This window comes from Streptomyces sp. BK340, assembly GCF_007827595.1.
In the GTDB taxonomy this organism is placed as follows: Bacteria; Actinomycetota; Actinomycetes; order Streptomycetales; family Streptomycetaceae; genus Streptomyces.
Genome location: NZ_VISR01000002.1, coordinates 380,799 through 397,823, shown reverse-complemented (window position 1 = coordinate 397,823; position 17,025 = coordinate 380,799). Strand labels below are relative to the sequence as shown.

Below are 17,025 nucleotides of genomic sequence, written 5' to 3'. Positions count from 1 at the left end.
CCCCTCCCCTTGCAGCACCCCGGAGGACGCTGCGACGGGCATACGCCCGGCCCCGTCGAAATAACTATCAGAGACCTGCTGGTAACAAACAGTCAGATGGTCAACCTCCCGACCAGCTCGCCGACCTCCGTCCGCCAGGCGCGAACCTGGTCGTGCGTGGGGCCGATCTCGTACTGGTGGTAGTGGCATCCCAGGCAGAGGTGCGACCAGACGGCGTTGGTGCGGCGAGCGGTCTCCGCCGCGGTGTAGCAGTGGAGGCACAGCATCTTGGCCCGCGTCGTGGTGTCGGCGAGCCCCGGCACCGCGGCGTCGAGCACGCGGTCGATGGAGAGCTCCAGGGCGGTCCGCAGAGCGAGGGAGGCTCCGCGGTGTCGGCCGGCGGTCGTGGCGCCCGTACGGGCGGCAAGCAGCTGATCCGCCGTCAGCAGGAGCTCCTCGACCGAGGTGGTGGGAGTGCTCATCACGCAGTCACCCCCGGCTTGCGCACCTTCTGCGCCATGATCTCGATGTCGTCAACGAAGCGGTGGGGGTCGGTGATCTGCGCTCCCCTGGCGTGGGCGCCGTTCTGGCACTCCTTGAGGAGGTCCACCGCACGCGGTCCGCAAAGGGTGCGCAGTTCCCGGTAGACGTCGCCGGTCCGGCCGGCGTCGCCGAACAGGGCCAGTGCCGCGACCTTCATGAGCTTGTCGGCGCTGCCGACGGCGGCCTGCAGCTCGTCCTCGGGCGCGCCGGAGCGGTGATGCCGGATCCAGGCGGCTTCGAGGAAGGCGTTCTCCAGGGCGATACGGCACAGGCTGGGCAGCACGTGGGTCCGTGCCGCCGACGGCAGGCCACTGGTACTGGCGAGGGCCCGCGCGTCGTCGAGTGCCTGCCGTACCGGGTCTGTCACCGGCTTGACCTTCACCTTGGACGACTTGGCCCGCTCGACCTCGAACACCGTCACGGGCAGATCCTGGCTGGTGAACGCCCGCTGGAGCCGGGTGTCGTGGGTGAAGACGACGACCTGCCGGTGCTCGCCGAGCTCGTGCAGGACCTGGGCGAGTCCGTTGACCTTGGCGGGGTCCATGGACTGCACGGGATCATCGATGACGATGAAGCCGAACGGGCTGTCGGCGGTGGCGGCCCGAGGCAGGAACAGGGACAGCGCGAGGGAGTGCTGCTCGCCCTGGCTCATGACGCTGAGAGCCGAGGCCTCATGGCCGTCGACGGTGACGTCCATGACGAGCTTGCGGACGTTGGCCTTCTCGCTGCCCTTCAGGCTCACGGCCTTGAGGTCGATGTTGCTCTCCTGGCGGAGCCGCTCCCAGATGCGCTGCGACTGGTCGGCGAAGCCTTCCATCCGCTGTTCCCGCAACTCGGCGGCCAGCGCCTTGATCCAGGTGCTCGCCTTCCTGATGTCCCGCAACCGGGGTTTGTTCGCCTCCACGGCACGGGCCCTCTCCGCCCAGCCCGCCAGGCGGGTGACGAGCCCGCGCCAGCGTTCGTCCCGCTTCTCCAGTTCCCTGACGGCGTTCTCCTTGACCGCGGCGCAGGCATCGGCCAGGGTCGCGGCGGCCTCGTGGGCGCGCTGGGCGAGCTCGCCGGGATCACTGATCGTCCGGCAGGCGGTCCAGGCGCGCCACGGGTCGGCCAGGGCGGCGGGGATCTGTCGGGGCGTGTGGACGAGGTCCTGCACGGCCCGCGCGGCCGACCGGAGTTCGCTGCGCGCGCCCGCGGCTGCCTCCGCCTCCTGCCGCAGTGCGGCGATCTGGGCGATGGCGTCCGCGGCCCATGCCGCGTCCAGCATCCCGTCGGTCCCGCACACGGGGCAGGCGGCCGCGTCGGGGTGACGGTCGTGGTGCGCCACAGCCCGTTCGAGGAGTTCCGCACGCCGCAGGGCGTCCTCGGCGCCGGTGCCGCGCAGGTCCTCGGCATCGGCGAGAGCATTGCGCAGGCGGTCCAGGGCCGCGTGGACCTGCGCCATCTCGGGTCCCTGCACGTCGGCCTCGGCGCGCAGCCCGGAGAGCAGGCCATCGTCCGTGTCGGTGGGCAGACCGGCGACCAGGGCTTCGACGGTCGCGAAGTCAGGGGTTCCCGCCGTGTCGACGGCGACGAGTGCCTGGACCGCCCGGTCGTCGTCCTCCAACTCGTACAGCGCGTCCTTGAGGCCCGGCAGCTCCGCCTTCGCCGCCTTGTCCGCGTCTTCGAGCGCCTTGGCCTCCTGGCGGAGCCGGCCGTCGGCGGCGCTGAGCTGCCCCAGGCCGAGGATGGTGGCGATGGCGTCGTACATCTCGGAGGGCTTGCCACTGATCATGCGGTCGAGGTCGACGTACGACAGGAAGGGCCGGAAGTCCCGCAGGGCCTGCTTCCAGTCCGCCTGGTCGAGGGGGGCGCGGTCGTGCCCGGGTCGCTTGAGCTCGGCCTGGGAGGCGTCGAAGTCGTCGCCCTCCCAGGTGCGGGTGAGGGTGCTGCGGCCGGTGTCGCCCGCGACGGCGAGCTTGACCTCGATCTCCGGCCTGCCGTCGGTGTCGTGGAGGTTGCGCCAGTTGCTGCTGCGCATCGCGTGCTGCCCCTGCCAGCGCATGTTCACGCCGGTGAAGGCTGTCTCGATGGCCTCGGCGATGCTGGACTTGCCGGAGCCGTTGCGACCCACGACCAGGTTCACGCCGGGTCTGGGGCTGAGCTTGAGCCAGGCGCGCGGTCCGATGCCACGGAACCGGGCGACGGCGACGGATTCGAGGTAGATCCGGCCGACAGAGGAGGTCCCCCGGGGCTCTCCGTCACCCAGGGCCTCCTTCAGGAGCACCTTCACGGGCTCGGTGAGCGCCTCCTCAGCCAGGCGGGCCTCCACCAGACCGGCCACGCTCACGGGCTGGTCGGCCGGGACCGGACGGGCGGGGTCGGTGGGGTGGTGTGCGTTCTGCCGGGGCTGTTCCGTCACGGTCATGCGGGTTCCTCCCGTGTGTGCGGTGGGTGGCGACTGCGGTGCGGAATGGACGCGGAGTGGATGGCCCCGAGGTGTGGCGTTGCAACAAAAAGGGACCGGGAGAGATCGGATGCGTGGCGCGGTACGGCGCCAGGACGCTTCACGGTGCGGTTGCGGAGTCACGGCGCATGCTTCCATTCGGAAGCGTAACCAGATAAGCACAACACTGAAAGCACCGTCAATCAGCTTCACAGGCTTGACGACTGCAGTAATGTGTTAACCGTTCACTATCCGACTGGCCCGAGAGGTGCGGAACCCCACGCCATGCCCCAGCAGCCACCAGCCCAGCCGGCGCCCTCCGCGCATGTGACGGCCGCCGAGATCTCCCGCATCGCGGGGGTCACGCGCGCCACCGTGAGCAACTGGCGCCGCCGCCACGACGACTTCCCGGCCCCCAGCGCAGGCACGGAGACCAGCCCGCTCTACGACCTGCCGGCCGTCCAGGCATGGCTGCGGGCACGTGGGCACACCTCCACCGCCTCGCCGACCGAGGAGCTGCGTACGGCGCTACGGCTGCTGGGACCCGGCTCGGGCGTGGCCGCGCGGCTGTTCCCCCTGGTGGCTGCCGCGTCCCGCCGCGCGCCGGACGAGCTGGCCGAACTCGCCGCCGTGCCCGACGACCAGCTGCTCGCCCGAGCGGAGAAGGCCGCCGGCGAGCTCCCGGCCACCGTGCCCGAGGCCGAGCCGGTCCGCTACGGCCCGGACGACGCGGGCGCGGTCCGCGCGCTGCTGGGCTGCGTCCGTGAGGCGGGGGCCCAGGCCGCCCTCGACGTCCTCGCCGAACGCGAACTGGACGAGGGCGCCGCCAGCGGCGTTTACCAGACCCCGGAGGGCCTGGCCCTGCTCATGGCACGGCTCCTGCCCGCCGGCGCGTCCCGCGTCCTCGACCCCGCCTGCGGCAGCGGCACGCTCCTCGCCGCCGCCGCCCGGCAGGGCGCACAGGAGCTGTTCGGGCAGGACTCGCTCCCCGTCCAGGGCCGGCGCACCGCGGTCCGGCTGCTGCTCGCCGCGCCCGAGGCCGAGACGGCGATCCGCGTCGGCGACAGCCTGCGCGCCGACGCCTTCCCCGACGTCACCGTGGACGCCGTCCTGTGCAACCCGCCGTTCGGCGACCGCGACTGGGGTCACGACGAGCTGGCCTACGACCCGAGGTGGGCGTACGGGGTCCCGCCGCGCTTCGAATCAGAACTGGCCTGGGTGCAGCACGCTCTCGCGCACGTGGAGCCCGGCGGCCACGCGGTCATGCTGCTGCCGCCCGCGCTCGCCTTCCGTTCCTCCGGCCGCCGCATCCGCGCGGAACTCATCCGCAGCGGGGCCTTGCGCGCCGTCGTGTCACTTCCGGCGCGTGCCGCGTATCCGCTCCACATCGGCCTGCAGATCTGGGTGCTCCAACGCCCCGAGCCGGGCGGCACGGACCGTACGACGGTGCTGTTCGTGGACGGGGAGGGCGAGCAGCGGGACGGCGCCGCGGGCACACCGTCCGCCACCGACATGGCCACGGCCGGCGCCGGGACCCGCGGCGGCTCACGCCCCCGCCGATCCGGCCCCTCCTCCTCCGCCGCCTCCTCTGCCTCTTCCGCCTCTGCCTCCTCCTTCGACTGGGAGGGGCTGACCGAGCGGGTCCTCGGCCAGTGGGCCGCGTTCACCACCGCCCCCGACACCTACGCCGACGAGCCCGGCGTCGCCCGCGCGGTGCCGCTCGTCGACCTCCTCGACGACGTCGTCGACGTCACCCCGGCCCGCCATGTGCGGGCGACCGCGGCCGACATCGACCCGGCCGCCCTCGCCCGCCGCGTCCACGACCTGCACGACCAACTGGCCGACCAGGTAGCCGCCTTGGCGGCCGCCTCCGCGTCCGGCGGGTGGCAGCCGTCCGGGGCCTCGGCCCGCGAGTGGCGTACGGCGACCGTCTCCGACCTGGCACGCGGCGGGGCACTGACCGTGCTGCGGGCGGCGCCGTCCGGCACCCGAGGCTCCAAGGGCTCCGCCGCCCCCACCATGGACCGACCGGTCCTCACGGCCTCGGACATCTCCGCCGGAAACCCGCCGTCCATCAGGGCCGTCGACCTCCACGCGGACGCCGCGCAACCCGTCGCCGCCGGTGACGTCCTCGTACGCGCCCTCGGGGGCGGCGGCGCCGCGGCCTCGATGACCCGGGTCGCGGACGACCAGGACGCCGGAGCCCTGCTCGGTCCGCACATCCACCTCCTGCGCCCCGACCCCGCCCGCCTCGACCCGTGGTTCCTGGCCGGGTTCCTCGGCGCCGAGGACAACATCGCCTCCGCGTCCACCGGCAGCACCCACGTGCACGTCACACCGGGCCGGCTGCGCGTACCCCTGCTGCCCCTGGAGGAGCAGCGGCGCTACGGGGAGGCCTTCCGCCGCGTGTACGAGCTGCGCGCGGCCGTCCGCCGAACCGCCGACCTCGCCGCCGACACCGCGGCCACCCTCACCACCGGCCTCACCGCCGGCGTACTCCTGCCACCGGACACCCCGGACAGCCGTTCCGCCTGAAACGCCCCACGCGTCCCCCCGCACACGACCACACTGGATCCCTGCCGTCCCACGCCCGGACGGCGCTCTTCGGAAGGAAGCCGGGACCTCTTGAACAGCAGCAAGCACACGGAGCTGGCGAACCACGCCTGGTCCGTCGCCGACCTCCTGCGCGGTGACTACCGACAGTCCGACTACGGCAAGGTCATCCTGCCGTTCACCGTGCTGCGCCGCCTGGAGTGCGTCCTGGAGCCGACGCGCGAGAAGGTCGTCGAGACCGTCGCCAGGTTCGCGGGCCAGGACATCGACACCGACCACTTCCTGCGCAAGGCCTCGGGCCACTCCTTCTACAACAAGAGCGACCTCACGCTGCGGAAGATCGCGGCCGACCCGCAGAACGCGGCGAAGAACCTGCAGATCTACGTCGGCGCCTTCTCCGACAACGCCCGCGAGGTCCTCGACAAGTACGAGTTCCACCAGCAGGTCAGGAAGCTCGACGGCGCGAACCTCCTCTACCAGGTCATCGGCAAGTTCACGGACCTCGACCTGCACCCCGACGTCGTGCCCAACCACAACATGGGCTACATCTTCGAGGAGTTGATCCGCCGCTTCGCCGAGCAGTCGAACGAGACCGCGGGTGAGCACTTCACCCCGCGCGAGGTCATCAAGCTGATGGTCAACCTGCTGGTGGCGCCCGACGCGGACGCCCTCAGCCTGCCCGGTGTCGTCCGTACGGTCATGGACCCGGCCTGCGGCACGGGCGGCATGCTCAGCGCCGCCGACGACCGCATCAAGGCCCTCAACCCGGACGCGACGGTCGAGGTGTACGGGCAGGAGCTCAACCCCGAGTCGTGGGCGATCTGCCGGTCCGACCTCATGATCAAGGGCCAGAACCCGGAGAACATCCGCTTCGGCAACTCGTTCTCCGACGACGGCCACTCCCGCCGGAAGTTCGACTACATCCTCGCCAACCCGCCGTTCGGCGTGGAGTGGAAGAAGGTCAAGGAGGAGGTCGAGTACGAGCACAAGTCGCTCGGCGACGCCGGCCGCTTCGGCGCGGGCCTGCCGCGCATCAACGACGGCTCGCTGCTCTTCCTCCAGCACATGATCTCGAAGATGAAGCCGGTGGACGTGAACGGCGGGGGCGGCTCCCGCATCGCCATCGTCTTCAACGGCTCCCCGCTGTTCACGGGCGCCGCCGAGTCCGGCGAGTCCAACATCCGCCGCTGGATCCTGGAGAACGACTGGCTGGAGGCGATCGTCGCCCTCCCCGACCAGCTCTTCTACAACACCGGCATCTCCACGTACTTCTGGATCCTCACCAACCGCAAGGACGCCGACCACAAGGGCAAGGTCGTCCTGCTCGACGCGCGCGACCAGTGGCAGAAGATGCGCAAGTCGCTCGGCGACAAGCGCAAGGAGCTCGGCGACGGGACGAACGGCCGCCCCGACCACATCGGTGACATCACGCGGCTGTACGCGGAGGCGCTCCAGGTCGCGGGCGACCCGGAGCACGCTCTGCACGGCAAGGTCAAGGTCTTCGCCAACGAGGACTTCGGCTACCAGCGCATCACCGTGGAGCGGCCGTTGAAGCTGCGGTTCGAGGTGACTGAGGAGACGCTGGCGGCGCTGGCGGAGGCCAAGCCGGTGGCCAAGCTGGAGCGGAGTGAGGAGTTCGTCGCGGCGGTGCGTACGTTGCTCGGCTCGTCCTGGATGACGAAGTCCGAGGCGTTCATCGCGCTCAAGGACGCGGTGGTCGCGGCCGGGCTGACCTGGCCGCCGGGAGCGCCGTTCGCGAAGGCGGTACGGGAGACGATCGGCGTACGGGACCCGGAGGGCGAGGTCCAGAAGGTCAAGGGCGCGCCGGAGCCGGACGCGGACCTGCGGGACTACGAGAACGTGCCGCTGGGCGAGGACGTCGAGGAGTACCTGAAGCGCGAGGTGCTGCCGCACGTGCCGGACGCGTGGGTCGACCACACGAAGACGAAGATCGGCTACGAGATCCCGTTCACGCGGCACTTCTACGTGTACAAGCCGCCGAGGCCGCTGGCAGAGATCGACGCGGAGTTGAAGTCGCTGGAGGCGGAGATTCAGGAGCTGCTCAGGGAAGTGGCCCCGTGAACACCTCAGCCGTCACACCGCCTTCCCCCAAACCCTCTGACGCCTACGAACTTGTACGCCTCGGATATGTCGCGCGCTTGCAGAATGGACTGACCGTCGATGCCAAACGGGACGTAACTGGTGACGTCGTCACCAGTCCGTACTTGCGTGTCGCCAATGTCCAAGCAGGGAGCCTCGACCTCGAATCGGTCACCGAGATCACTGTGCCTCGAAGTGTGGCCCAACGCAGCACCCTTCGTCCAGGTGACGTCCTGATGACCGAAGGAGGGGACTTGGACAAGCTGGGCCGTGGGACGGTCTGGCAGGGCGAACTTGACCGGTGCCTGCACCAGAACCACATCTTCGCGGTGCGCCCCGATGCACAGCGACTCAGCGGCCGCTTCCTCGCCTACGTGACCCAGTCTCTCTACGGCCGCCACTATTTCGAGAGCACCGGCACGAGAACCACAAACCTGGCTTCCACCAATAGCAGCAAGATCAAGAGTTTCCCCTTGCCGCTTCCGCCTCTGGATGAGCAGTGCCGCATCGCGGACTTCCTCGACGCCGAGACCGCCCGGCTGGATCAGATTGAAGGCCTGGTGAGAAAAGCCGGGCAACTGGCGGTGGCTCGCCGCACGGCCGTTATTGACGCGGAACTTGAAGCCCTTTCCGACGACTGTGTCGTGCCTGTGACCAGCGCATGCGAGCTGGTCTTGGACTGTGTCAACAAGACTGCCCCAATCGAAGCTGGCGAGACTCCATACCGCATGCTCCGAACATCTAACGTCCGAGATGGGCAAGTAAACGTTGACGACACCTATCGGGTATCGGAAGAGACGTTCAAACAATGGAATCGGCGCGGCGCCCCTCGGATCGGTGATGTTCTGTTCACCAGACAAGCCCCCGTTGGTGAGGCTGGACTGCTTACCTCTGACGCACCTGTGTTCCTTGGGCAACAGGTCATGTTGTACCGCCCAAATCCACTAAGCACGATCCCCGAGTTTCTCTTGTACAACTTTTTGAGTTCTTTCATGAAGCGGCAGTTCGAACTAGCCAGTGACGGTGCTGCGCACTCACACATGCGAGTTCACGACTGTTTGAAGCTGCGCATCTACTACCCGCCTCTCGACGAGCAGCGTCAAATCGTAGGGCGAGTAAGTAGCGCACTGGATCACGCTGACAGGCTGCGGGCAGCTACAGGGAAACAGGCTGACCTGCTCGCTGAACGCCGCCAAGCCCTCATCACCGCCGCCGTAACCGGCCAGTTCGACGTCTCCACCGCCAGCGGACGCAGCGTAACGGACGGAGTCACCGCGTAGCCATGAGCCCCATCCACACGGAGTCCGCCTTCGGTGATGCCATCGTCGCCGCCATGGTCGAGCGTGGCTGGCGCGAGGCTCGCCCGCAGGACTACCAGGCCGATCTCGGCCTCGACACCCACGAGTTGTTCACCTTCATCGGGGCGACCCAGCCCGACGAGTGGAGCGAGCTGCTCACCGTCTACGGCGGCGACCCGAACGAGGCCCAGCGCGGGTTCGCCGGCCGCCTCGACCAGGCCATCGCCACCAACGGGCTCCTCGATGTCCTCCGCAACGGCGTCAAGGACCGAGGCGTCCTGCTCCGTGTCGCGTACTTCAAGCCGAACCTCGTCGCCCACGACTCCGTGCTCGACGGCTACCGCGCCAACCGCCTCACCGTCGTCCGCGAACTCGAGTACGCGACGAAGCAGGCCGACTGGGGCAACCGGCTCGACCTCGCCCTCTTCCTCAACGGAATCCCCCTCGCCACGGCCGAGTTGAAGAACCCGCTGACCAAGCAAGGGGTGGAGCAGGCCAAGGAGCAGTACCGCACCGACCGCGACCCCACCGAGCTGATCTTCACGCGCCGGGTCGTCGCGAACTTCGCCGTGGACCCCGACCTGGTCTTCGTCGCCACGCAGCTCAAGGGCAAGAACACCCGCTTCCTCCCGTTCAACACCGGCTCCAACGGACCCGGCCAGCCGGGCGGCGCCGGCAACCCGGCCCCCACGGCATTCGGCACGTACGCGACCTCCTACCTCTGGGAGCAAGTCTGGCAGCCGGACAACTGGCTGGACCTGCTCCAGCGGTTCGTGCACCTGCACAAGAGCAAGACGCCCGGCGGCGGCAGCACCAAGACGATGATCTTCCCCAGGTTCCACCAGTGGGACGTGGTCAAGAAGCTCACCGCGCACGCCGCCACGCACGGCGCCGGCCACGACTACCTGGTCATGGCCTCGGCCGGCTCGGGCAAGTCGAACACCATCGGCTGGCTCGCGCACCGCCTGAGCGACCTGCACACCCCCACCGACCCGTCGGAGCTCGACGCCGAGGCCGTGGCCAAGGGCCTCAAGCCGGGCGTGCCGGTCTTCGACAAGGTCATCGTCATCACCGACCGCCGCAACCTGGACGCCCAACTCCGGGAAACGGTAGGTAATTTCGAGCAGACCGCGGGCCTCGTCGTGAAGATCGACGAGAAGCACGGGGCGAAGGGCGAGCAGCTCGCCAAGGCCCTCTCCCGTGACACCGGGAAGATCGTCACCGTCACCCTGCACTCCTTCCCGGCACTGCTCGACTACCTCCAGCGCAACCCCACCGAGATCCAGGGCAGCCGCTTCGCGATCATCGTGGACGAGGCGCACTCCTCGCAGTCCGGCGACGCCGCCACCGCCGTACGGTCCGCCCTGCGCGACCTCGGCCTGGACTCCGACTCGGAAGACGCGGGCGCGACCACGGTCAAGGCCGAGGCCGCCACCCTCGACGAGCAGCTCAAGAAGAGGGCCGAGCAGCGTTCCCGCGCCGCGAACCTCTCCTACTTCGCCTTCACCGCCACGCCGAAGGCCAAGACCCTCGAACTCTTCGGCACGCTCCAGGACATCGACGGCAAGGCGGCCTACCGGCCCTTCCACACGTACTCCATGCGGCAGGCGATCGAGGAGGGCTTCATCCTCGACCCGCTGCGCAACTACGTCACGTACAACACGTACTGGAAGCTGGTGAACCAGAATCCGGACGAGCGGGAGGTCGACCCGTCGAAGGCGAACGGCCTGCTCGCCCGGTACGCGCTGACCCATGACTCGACGGTCGCCCAGCACGCCCAGGTGATCGTGGAGCACTTCGTGGCGCACAGCCGGGGCCGCCTCGGCGGGCGGGCCAAGTCCATGGTGGTGACCGCCTCCCGGCAGTCCGCCGTGCAGATGGCGCGCGCCATCAAGAGCTACATCAAGGACCGGGACTACGACACCGAGTACCCCGACCTGGGTGTCCTGGTCGCCTTCTCCGGCTCGCTCACCCTGGATGGCAAGGAAACCACCGAGCCGAAGGAGAACGGCGGGCTGTCGGAGAGCGCGCTGCCGAAGGCGTTCGCGTACACGCGCGCCGACGACAAGGCCGCCCGAGCCGGCGGTGCGGGCCAGCGCGAGTACCGGATCCTGGTCGTGGCGGAGAAGTACCAGACCGGCTTCGACCAGCCGCTTCTCACGACGATGTACGTCAACAAGTCGCTGACTGGCATCTCCGCCGTCCAGACCCTGTCCCGGCTGAACCGGACCGCCGAGCGCAAGGCCCAGGCGGACCTGGCGGTCCTGGACTTCGTCAACGACGCGAACGACATACAGGACGCCTTCCGCCCGTACTTCGAGGAGGCGAACACCCTCCCCTCCGACCCCAACCTGCTCTACACCGCGCAGAGCCGGGTCATGCAGGCCGGGATTCTGTCCGGGCAGGAGATGGACGAGTTCGCCGCCGCGTACTTCGCCGCCAAGGAGAAGGCGGCGGGCTCGCAGTCCAAGTGGGAGAAGCTGCACGCCGAGCTGTACCGGCTGCTCTCCCCCGCCGTCGCCCGCTTCACACCCCTGCTGGAGAGCGAGGACGAGGACGACCAGGAGACGGCGGAGGGCTTCCGCGCCGACCTCAACGACTACGTCAGGAAGTACGGTTTCCTCGCGCAGATCGTCCCCTACCGTGACGCCGAGCTGGAGCGGCTGCACCTCTACGGCCGCTACCTCCTCAACCGGCTCCCGCGCCGCGCGGACGGCGGCGTGGACATAGGCGAGATCGACCTCAGCCATATGCGGGTGGAGAAGACCGGCGAGTACGACGTCTCCCTCACCTCCGAGGGGCCGACGACGATGAAGGGCTTCGGCGACGGCTCGGGCGGCCCGAAGGAAGCGGAGAAGTCGCTGCTGTCGCAGTTGATCGACAAGTTCAACGAACGCTTCGGCACCGAGTTCACCGAGCAGGACGTCATCCGCCCGTTCGAGGAGGCTAAGGCCGACCCGAAGGTGCGGGCGGCGGCCGTCGTCAACGACGAGGACAACTTCGGCCTCGTCTTCGACAACGTCTTCGCGGACAAGATGGCCGACCACATCGACACCATCGCGGGCATGGGCCGCCAGTACTTCGGCCCCGACAAGGGCTTCAAGTCCAGCCTGGACCGCAGCGCCCGTAAGGCCGCCTGGCGGATGATCCGCCGAGAGGAAGGCCTGGACGACTGACGTCCGACTCGTATGCCCCGGCTGAATGTGCCGGCCGGGGCACCCCTCGTGCTCCGCACGCCGTAGCCGTGCGGAGAAGAAGGCTCACGAGCTGGTGCCGGCTGCCGCGGCCTTCCACCTCCCCTCGACCACGAGAAGACACTTCAGGAGCGGGCGATGGACAACGAGATTCAGCTGATCAGTGACGGTGACGGACTGGCGGTCATCGGGAATCCGACGGATGTCGATCACTTCCTCGTCTCGGAGGGGCTGGCGTCCCAGGACCTCGGACTGGAACGGCTCAAGTCCGCCGTCGGTACCGGGGCCGTAGTCGCGCAGGCAGGTTCGGAGATCGCCGCCAACTCCGGTCGCTGGGTGAAGCTGACGCGGGAGTCGGCACACAGTGTCCAGAAGTACGGGCTGAGGAAGAGCTCGAAGACGGGTCTCAGCACAGGCGTGGTCAGAGGACCAAAGGGCCAGATCAGAGGGTTCATCGAGGTCGTGAAGGCGCCCCGATCGCTTCTGACCAACCCGGCGATTCTTGCGGGTGCCGCGGGGATCATGGCGCAGGTGGCGATGCAACAGAGCATGGCCGAGATCGCCGACTATCTCGCCACCATCGACGAGAAGGTCGACGACGTGCTGCGCGCCCAGAAGGACACCGCGTTGGCCCGCATGATCGGAGTGGGCTTGGTCATCGAGGAGACCATGACCATCCGGGAGAAGAGGGGCAGGGTCGACGAGATCATGTGGTCGAAGGTGCAGACCGCGCCGACGACGATCGCAGAGACCCAGGTCTACGCCTTGCGTCAACTCGACGCCCTCGCGGAGAAGATGGAGCGCAAGACCGACATGGGTGATCTGGCCGCGACGGCCAAGGAAGCCGAGTCGGCGGTTCGGGAGTGGCTCGCCGTGCTGGCACGCTGCTTCCAGCTGCAGGACGCGATCGCCGTTCTCGAACTCGACCGGGTGCTGGACGCGTCTCCGGAGGAGCTGGACGGGCATCGCAGCGGGCTGAAGGATGCCCGGCAGGACCGGCTGGAACGGATCACGCTCAGCACCGAGCGTCTGGTGGCCCGGATGAACGCGGCCGCCGACTCGGCCAACGCGAAGGTGCTGCTGAACCCGGCCGCGTCCCCGGCTGTGGTCCGGTCGAGCAACCATGTCTCGGCCAGTGTCCATAACTTCCACGGACGGCTCGGCATCGAGTCCGGACGCCAGTCCTCGCAGGAGAGACGATGGACGGACGCGGCCGCTGAGGCGATGGACAAGGTGCTCGAGGCAGGAGAAGAGGGCGTCGATGCCGCCTGGCGCGTCGGTAGCGAGACGCTCGACCTGGCCGGCTCGGTAACGAACAAGCTCTCGAGCGAGCTCGCCGGGCGAGCGCGCCGTTGGTTCGGGGACGGAAAGTAACGACCTGGCCGATCCGGTGGTCGGGCCCCGGCTGCGCGGAGCGGGGGCTTCCGTCGAGCCGGCCGTACGAAACTGGGCGCCCAGCCGCATGAGCGGATGGGCGCCCCACGGGTCACGACCGTACGGCTCAGACGGTCTGGTCGGCGGCCAGCCGGACGAGCCCGGCCCACGCGTCGGGGGCGACCGTCAGAACCGGTCCGGATCGGACCTTCGAGTCGCGGATGTGTACGGCGTCCACGGCGGCTGCGACCTCCACACACTCGCCACCCCCGCCGCTGCTGTAACTGCTCTTGAACCAGGCCGACTCCGACACAGTCAACTCGGTGCTTCGCAAGGTCATTTCACTCCCAGCAGTTCCTCGATGAAGTCCAGCGACTCACGAGGGGTGAGCGCCTGTGACCGGAGGATGCCATATCGAGCTTCGAGCTCACGGATCTTTCCCGCACCGGTGTACAGGCGACTGTCGTCCTGAACCTCGGTGTACGCGATGCGCCGACCTTCGGCGTTGTCGATCAGGTTGAAGGGTCCGCCCAGCCCCGCATGGTCCTCTCGGTCGGTGGGCATCACCTGAATCTCCACGTTCCGGTTCTGCCCCACGAGCAGGAGCTGCTCCAACTGCTCGCAGAGGGTTGCCAGTCCACCGATCGGCTTGCGGAGCACCACTTCCTCGATGATGAAGCTCAGAAGTGGGGCTGGACGACGAGTGAAAATTTCCTGCCGCGCCAACCGGGCCGCCAAGCGCTGTTCAATGACGTCGTCATCGAGCAGGGGGCGCTGCATCTGGAAGACGGCCTTCGCATACTCCGCTGTCTGCAACAGGCCGGGCACCGCAAGAGCCGCGTACACAGACAGGCCGAGCGCGCTCGCCTCCAACCGCGCCATGTCCCGGAAGAACGCCGGATACTGCGCCCGCCCCACCTCCTCCTTCAGCGCCTTGAGGACGCCCCCGGCGTCCAGCACCTCGTCCGCGCGGTCGATGAACCTGGGCGAGGGAATCCGCCGCCCCTGCTCGAAGGAGGCGATCGACTGGGCCGCGTAGCCCGTGAGCTTCCCGAACTCCGGCCGTTCCAGGCCCGCCCGTACCCGCAGCAGCTTCAACTGCCGCCCGAACGCCGTCACCACGCCCGACCCCGGCTCGTCCTCCGGCCTCGGCCCGGCGTCCTCGCGCACACCCTCGGCCTGCTCCACCGACTCCATGGGCTCCACCTCCTCCCCGGCCCAGTTCCCCGGCCCAACGCGCCCGCCCCGAGCCGGTCACGCGGCGCGCCTCGTACAGGCCCCGCCCAGTCGCGTACAACCGACACGCGACCGCGAGTCACCACTGGTCACGCTACGCCACCACCGGGACCGTTGGGGCATGAACAGTGAGACCGCTTTGCCCGGCGGCATCGCCAGGCCCACCAGCCTCGTCGGCCACTTCGAGATGCGCTTCAGCTCCACCCCGCGCGGCGCGCGGCTCGCCCGGCGTCTCGCGGGGCAGCGGCTCGATGCGTGGGGCATCCCCTACGACTGCGACGCGCACCACGCGCTGACGCTGATCGTCGCCGAGCTCGCTGCCAACGCCGTTCGGCACGGCCGGGTCCCCGGCCGCGACTTCCATCTCTCGCTGGCCCGCGACGCCAGGGCCGTACGGATCGAGGTCACCGACACCCGCACCGAAGGCGTACCGGTCGTGGCGACGCCCACGGACCTCCACGACACCGGCCGCGGTTTGCTCCTGGTGGAGCACCTCGCCGACCGCTGGGACTGGCACCCGCGCCAGGGCGGCCCCGGCAAGACGGTCTGGGCGGAATACGTCCTGCCGTCGGCCGGAGGCTGACCGGCCGACGCGCCCTCCTGCCCGTCGTCCACCGCCGCGCTCGAGCCCCTGTCGCACCCCGACCGCTGGACGGCGGATCAACGCTGCGGTCACACTTGACCCCTGACCGTGACTGTTCATCACGCACACCGGGGGCAAGGTGCCGCAGGAGGCGATCTCCGACCGCTACGAACTCCTGGAGGAGCTCAGCCACGGCGGCATGGGTGACGTGTGGCGCGGCTACGACGCCGTGCTCGACCGGCCCGTCGCCGTGAAGCTCATCCGGCAGGCGTCGGTCACCTCCCCCGAGCTGGCCGAGGAGTTCGCCAAGCGGTTCCGCCGCGAGGCCCGCATCACCGCGCGCATCCAGCACCCCGGAGTGCCGCAGGTCTACGACGCCGTGCTCGACGCGTCGTACGAGCGGCTGTTCCTGGTGATGGAGCTCGTCGACGGCGTACCGCTGTCCGCCTACCTCGACCCCGGCCGGCCGCTGCCGGTCAGCTGGGCGGCCGCCGTCGCCGCGCAGGTGGCGACCGTGCTGTCGTACGCGCACGACGTGCCGGTGATCCACCGGGACCTCAAGCCGGGCAACATCCTGGTCGCACGCGACGGCACGGTGAAGGTCCTCGACTTCGGCATCGCGGCGATCCTGCGCACCGACGTCACCAAACTGACCGCCACCGGCAGCCCCATCGGCACCCACCAGTACATGTCGCCCGAGCAGGTCCGCGGAGGGCGCATCACCCCGCAGACCGACCTGTACGCGCTGGGCTGTGTACTGCACGAACTCCTCAGCGGGCGCCTCGCGTTCGAGGCGGAGAGCGAATACCTGCTGATGTACCAGCACGTCAACGCCGCCCCCACCCCGCTGCGACAGCTGCGGCCCGACGTTCCCGAGGCGTTGGAGGAGCTGGTCCTGCACCTGCTGCGCAAGGCGCCCGAGGCGCGGCCCGCCGACACGCAGGAGGTGTACGCGCGGCTGCTGCCGTTCCTCCCGCCGCCAGGCCAGGAGCCCGGCGCGGCCGATGCCGGGCCGGCCGGGGCGCCCGACCCGACGGGCGTGTTCCGGCACCCGTTCGCGCCCCGCGCCCGCGCCCAGGCCCCCGCACCCGGCGGTTCGACGCCTACGGCCGTCCTTCCGGGGGCCCAGCCGGTTCCCGTCCCCGGCCGGCTGCGCGAGGACATCAAGGAGGCGTACGCACACTCCGACGCCCTGCTGGAGGAGGAGCGGTTCGCGCAGGCCGCCGAGGTGCTCGGCGAGGTCATCGAACCCGCGGCCCTCGCCCTCGGCTCCGAGAGCAAGCAGGTCCTGGCGCTGCGCCGCCAGCGGGCGGCGATCCGGCTCCTCGGCGGCGACTACCGGGCCGCCCTGCCCGAGTTCGACGCCCTCGCCGACGCGTACGCCCGCATCGCCGGACCCACCGGCGAGCAGGCCCGCGCCTGCCGCGCCCAGGCGGCCCGGTGCCGCGCCGAACTCGGCCAGGTCACCGACGCGCTCGCCGCGCTCCAGGGCGTGCTGAACGTCGTGCGGGCCGTCGACAGCGACGTCAGCGAGGAAGCCGTGGAGCTACGGCACAACATCGGCATGCTGCTGCTCGCACAGGGCAGGGCCGCCGAAGCCCGGCAGGTCCTCGAACCGCTCCACCAGGACATGTGCATGGTGTTCGGCCCCGACGACGAGATGACCACCGAGATCGCCGAGGCACTCGCCGTGATCCGCCTCGGCCTCGACGGTTCGGCTTCCTGACCCGGGTCCTCCGGAAG

General features: G+C 69.5%; 11 protein-coding genes. 7 read left to right on the top strand and 4 right to left on the bottom strand.

Translation table 11 applies throughout. The features are described from left to right. Positions 1 to 92 precede the first annotated feature (92 nt). Together FB157_RS05175 and FB157_RS05170 are read right to left on the bottom strand one after the other, a co-directional pair. On the bottom strand, positions 93 to 461 hold the full coding sequence (locus FB157_RS05175) for a hypothetical protein (protein ID WP_145876384.1): 369 nt from the start codon (positions 459 to 461) through the stop codon (positions 93 to 95). Then, positions 461 to 2,926, bottom strand: a complete 2,466-nt coding sequence (locus FB157_RS05170) for an AAA family ATPase (protein WP_145876383.1) — start codon at positions 2,924 to 2,926, stop codon at positions 461 to 463. The genes FB157_RS05175 and FB157_RS05170 overlap by 1 nt, the downstream gene beginning before the upstream one ends. Before the next feature lie 345 nt (positions 2,927 to 3,271). On the opposite strand from FB157_RS05170, the gene FB157_RS05165 reads away from it, so the two are divergent. From FB157_RS05165 to FB157_RS05145, 5 genes are all read left to right on the top strand, one after another. Beyond that, positions 3,272 to 5,479: an N-6 DNA methylase gene (locus FB157_RS05165; RefSeq protein WP_145876811.1), complete on the top strand. Its 2,208-nt coding sequence runs from the start codon at positions 3,272 to 3,274 to the stop codon at positions 5,477 to 5,479. Positions 5,480 to 5,569: 90 nt separating this feature from the next. After that, complete coding sequence (locus tag FB157_RS05160; RefSeq protein WP_145876381.1) at positions 5,570 to 7,579, top strand: class I SAM-dependent DNA methyltransferase; 2,010 nt, start codon at positions 5,570 to 5,572, stop codon at positions 7,577 to 7,579. Further along, positions 7,576 to 8,877 carry a restriction endonuclease subunit S gene (locus tag FB157_RS05155; protein ID WP_145876379.1) on the top strand — a complete coding sequence of 434 codons (1,302 nt, stop codon included), beginning with the start codon at positions 7,576 to 7,578 and terminating at the stop codon, positions 8,875 to 8,877. Before FB157_RS05160 ends, FB157_RS05155 begins: the two co-directional genes overlap by 4 nt. A 2-nt stretch (positions 8,878 to 8,879) precedes the next feature. After that, entirely contained in the window at positions 8,880 to 12,071 is a 3,192-nt protein-coding gene (locus FB157_RS05150; RefSeq protein ID WP_145876377.1) for a type I restriction endonuclease subunit R, read from the top strand. 156 nt (positions 12,072 to 12,227) lie between these two features. Further along, positions 12,228 to 13,463: a hypothetical protein gene (locus FB157_RS05145; RefSeq protein WP_145876375.1), complete on the top strand. Its 1,236-nt coding sequence runs from the start codon at positions 12,228 to 12,230 to the stop codon at positions 13,461 to 13,463. A gap of 127 nt (positions 13,464 to 13,590) precedes the next feature. Here FB157_RS05145 and FB157_RS05140 read toward each other — a convergent pair whose 3' ends face one another. Both FB157_RS05140 and FB157_RS05135 read right to left on the bottom strand, forming a co-directional pair. Further along, positions 13,591 to 13,803, bottom strand: a complete 213-nt coding sequence (locus FB157_RS05140; RefSeq protein ID WP_145876373.1) for a DUF397 domain-containing protein — start codon at positions 13,801 to 13,803, stop codon at positions 13,591 to 13,593. Next, the gene (locus FB157_RS05135; RefSeq protein WP_145876371.1) at positions 13,800 to 14,660 is read right to left on the bottom strand and encodes a helix-turn-helix transcriptional regulator; all 861 of its coding nucleotides are present in this window, start codon (positions 14,658 to 14,660) and stop codon (positions 13,800 to 13,802) included. Before FB157_RS05135 ends, FB157_RS05140 begins: the two co-directional genes overlap by 4 nt. Before the next feature lie 160 nt (positions 14,661 to 14,820). On the opposite strand from FB157_RS05135, the gene FB157_RS05130 reads away from it, so the two are divergent. Both FB157_RS05130 and FB157_RS05125 read left to right on the top strand, forming a co-directional pair. Next, complete coding sequence (locus FB157_RS05130; protein WP_261386173.1) at positions 14,821 to 15,282, top strand: ATP-binding protein; 462 nt, start codon at positions 14,821 to 14,823, stop codon at positions 15,280 to 15,282. Between the two features lie 139 nt (positions 15,283 to 15,421). Beyond that, positions 15,422 to 17,008, top strand: coding sequence for a serine/threonine-protein kinase (locus tag FB157_RS05125; RefSeq protein WP_145876369.1), 1,587 nt, complete (start codon positions 15,422 to 15,424; stop codon positions 17,006 to 17,008). Positions 17,009 to 17,025 lie beyond the last annotated feature (17 nt).